General features: G+C 65.5%; 3 protein-coding genes and 2 pseudogenes. 2 read left to right on the forward strand and 3 right to left on the reverse strand.

All coding sequences use genetic code 11. The annotated features are described in order from the left end of the window. A pseudogene (locus tag BG842_RS33025) lies at nucleotides 1-1,212 on the reverse strand (heavy metal translocating P-type ATPase); the annotation flags it as partial. On the opposite strand from BG842_RS33025, the gene BG842_RS31290 reads away from it, so the two are divergent. Next, entirely contained in the window at nucleotides 1,094-1,501 is a 408-nt protein-coding gene (locus tag BG842_RS31290) for a hypothetical protein (protein ID WP_254662997.1), read from the forward strand. The pseudogene BG842_RS33025 and the gene BG842_RS31290 sit on opposite strands and share 119 nt — an antisense overlap. A 21-nt stretch (nucleotides 1,502-1,522) precedes the next feature. After that, a pseudogene (locus BG842_RS31295) lies at nucleotides 1,523-1,729 on the forward strand (dihydrolipoamide dehydrogenase); the annotation flags it as partial. A 101-nt stretch (nucleotides 1,730-1,830) separates the two neighbouring features. On the opposite strand, the gene BG842_RS08550 reads toward BG842_RS31295, so the two are convergent. Both BG842_RS08550 and BG842_RS08555 read right to left on the reverse strand, forming a co-directional pair. Further along, a complete protein-coding gene (locus BG842_RS08550; protein WP_254662999.1) occupies nucleotides 1,831-2,169 on the reverse strand; it encodes a hypothetical protein in 339 nt (112 codons plus the stop codon). A gap of 108 nt (nucleotides 2,170-2,277) precedes the next feature. Next, a partial coding sequence (locus tag BG842_RS08555) for a hypothetical protein (protein WP_069450440.1) occupies nucleotides 2,278-2,834 on the reverse strand: 557 nt, incomplete at its 5' end.

Here is a 2,834-nt window from a genome sequence, read left to right on the forward strand (position 1 = left end):
GTGCCGCTTCCGAGCGCGATGCCGATGTCGGCCGCCGCGAGCGCCAGCGCGTCGTTGCTCCCGTCGCCGACCATCGCCACCGTCCCCCGAGATTTCAGGCGTTCGATGGTCTCCCGCTTGGCCTGCGGGGGAACGCCCGCGAACACCTCCGAGACGTTCGGGTCGGCGCGGAATCGGGAGACGGCACGCTCGTCGTCGCCCGTGAGTATCACCACGTCGCGGTCGCCGCCGATAGCCGCGACGGCCGTCTCCCACTCGGGTCGTGGAGTGTCTCCGACGACGATGACGCCGCGGACGCGGCCACCCCACGCGACGACGACTGGAACGCGACCCGCATTGCGGGCGTCGGCCATCGTCGATTCGTCCGACAATGTGAGGGCAACGCCACGAGACTCCACGAGGCTCGGGTGGCCGACGACGACCTGCTCGCCGTCTACGACGCCGGTCACGCCTCTGTCGTGCGTCTCGACGTCTTCGGCGTCGAGGGTTTCCTCGGCCGCGTCCGCGATGGCCGCCGCGATGGGGTGAGCGGAAAAGCGTTCGAGCGCGCCCGCACGAGCGAGTACCGCGTCGGCGTCGGTGTCGTCGGCGTCATCGTTGACCACGATATCCCGGACGGTCATCGCGCCATCGGGTGAGCGTGCCGGTCTTGTCGAAGACCACGACATCGGCGTCGGGGACAGACTCAAATACGGCGTCAGAAGCGACTACGATTCCCCGGTCGGCCGCCTCCCGGATACCCGACGCGACCGCCAGCGGCGTCGCCAGCCCCAGCGCACAGGGACACGAGACGATGAGCACGGTGAGACCGGTGAGGAGGGCGGTGGCGACCGTCGAACCTGTGACGAGGTGGTAGCCCGTCGTGACCACCGCGAGGACGAGCACCGTCGGGACGAAGAGGGTCGCCAGTTTGTCCGCGAGTCGCTGAATTCCCGACCGCGAACTCTGAATCTGCCACAACCGTTCGACGAGTCGGTCGAGCGTGCTGGTCGCGTCGGTACCGACTTCGACGACGATGGGGTTGTCGGACGCGATGGTGCCGCCGAGCACGGGGTCGCCGGAACGTCGCGTCTTGGGAATCGACTCGCCCGTGATGAGCGACTCGTCGATGGCGGCGCTGCCGTCGACAACGGTCCCGTCCACCGGAACACGTTCGCCCGGTCGGACGAGAACGCGGTCGCCCGATACGAGGTCCTCGACGGGAACGGTCTCCGACCGCGGCTACGTCGAGACGAACGAGTTTCTGGAGACGAGCGCGGAACACGTCTGGGCGCAGGGTGACGTCATCGGGACCTACGAGTTCAAACACGCCGCCGACCACGAGACGAAGTACGTCGTGAAAACGCCCTCGACGGAGAGCGAGAGGCGGTCGAGTATACGAGCATGGGCCACGCGATTTTCACGTCACCGCAGATTGCCGGAACGGGAAAAACGGAACAAGAGTTGGCGGATGCTGGGCGGGAGTACGCCGTCGGTCGATGTGACTACCGGGAGACGGTGATGGGGTAACGCGCTCAAGGACCGGGACGGCTTCGTCAAGGTGCTCGCCGACCCTGACGGGGCCGTTCTCGGTTGTCACATCATCGGTACCGACGCCTCGACGCTGATTCACGAGGTCCTTCTCGCGCTGGCGAGCGGGTCCGGGACCGTCGGCGACGTGACCGAGACGATTCACATCCACCCGTCGCTGAGCAAGGTCGTGTTGAAAGCGTTCGAGGACGTGGAGTAGGTGCGCGTTCCTCGTGGATGTCGGTGGAGAATCATTCGAATTCGAGACGCCAGAATCGATAGTGTCCGAAAGGAGTCATTCGTCGTATTGGGGCGGTTGACCTACCGGTTCGTTTCGAATGATATCTTCAGCGACCCGTCCACGTGGACGGGTCGCTTACGACGTATCCCCCGCGACTTTCCGCACGCGCTCGCCGGACTCCGCCATCCGCGGTTGCGGCGTGGGTTCCGTACCTCGCTCCTCTTCGCCGAACCGTATCGACGTGCGGTGGCCGTCGGATCGCTGCGCTCGTTCTCGATGGTTATCCCGTCGAGAACGCGGTCGCCGATAGTCTTCGGGAGGGTGGACGCTTCGTACGCGTCGTCTATCGTCGGAGCATCGAGGGTGCGGCGGACGGTGCTCCCATCTCTGAACGTGTAGGTGACCAACCAGGGGGACATGTGGATTCACAAATAGTTTCCATCACATCTGGTGAAAGCTTTGTGGTGTCCGACAGTGCGATGAACTGAAAATCGTCGAACAGTACTAATACGGGAATAAAAGTCGATTCACCGCGACCGTCCGGGGGAGAGCCGCCGCAACCGAACGTGGGATTTCAGGCGGCGATGGCGGCGATACTGGATCAGGACGCCCGACCCGACGAGAAGGAGCCAGAACACCTCGTTCGTCCCGAGCATCGCCCACACGTCTGCCTGAAACACCGGGAGGACGTTCCCCCACTGGCGCGCGAGTTGTTGGAGGATGGTTGCCCCGAGGAGGCTCGTCACGACGGTCAGGAACGGCAGGTAGAACCGCCAGACGAGAATCCCCGTGACGCCGCCGACGAGAAGCGACCCGACGAGCGGGTCTGCGGCCCCGTCGAGCATCGGGAGGGCAATCGTTTCGACTCCACCCGACCCGAACGACGCGTACGCCGCCGAGGCGGCGGCGAGGGCGCTCCCCCCGACGATGGCGAACCGTTGGGCGGAGTGGGCCACCCGACTCCCGATGAGGCCGCCGAGGAGGGCACCGACCAGCGACACAAGCAACAGGTTCGGCGACCCGATGCCGAATGCGGGGGCGAGGGTTCGAGCGGCGAAACTGCCGAATAGGGCACCGCCGGAGA

It is taken from the genome of Haladaptatus sp. W1 (genome assembly GCF_001723155.1).
Taxonomy (GTDB): domain Archaea; phylum Halobacteriota; class Halobacteria; order Halobacteriales; family Haladaptataceae; genus Haladaptatus; species Haladaptatus paucihalophilus.

Excerpts from the sequence above, each read along its gene's own strand:
- BG842_RS08550 (WP_254662999.1), bottom strand. The coding sequence starts at position 2,169 with ATGTCCCCCTGGTTGGTCACCTACACGTTCAGAGATGGGAGCACCGTC.
- BG842_RS31290 (WP_254662997.1), top strand. The coding sequence starts at position 1,094 with ATGAGCGACTCGTCGATGGCGGCGCTGCCGTCGACAACGGTCCCGTCC.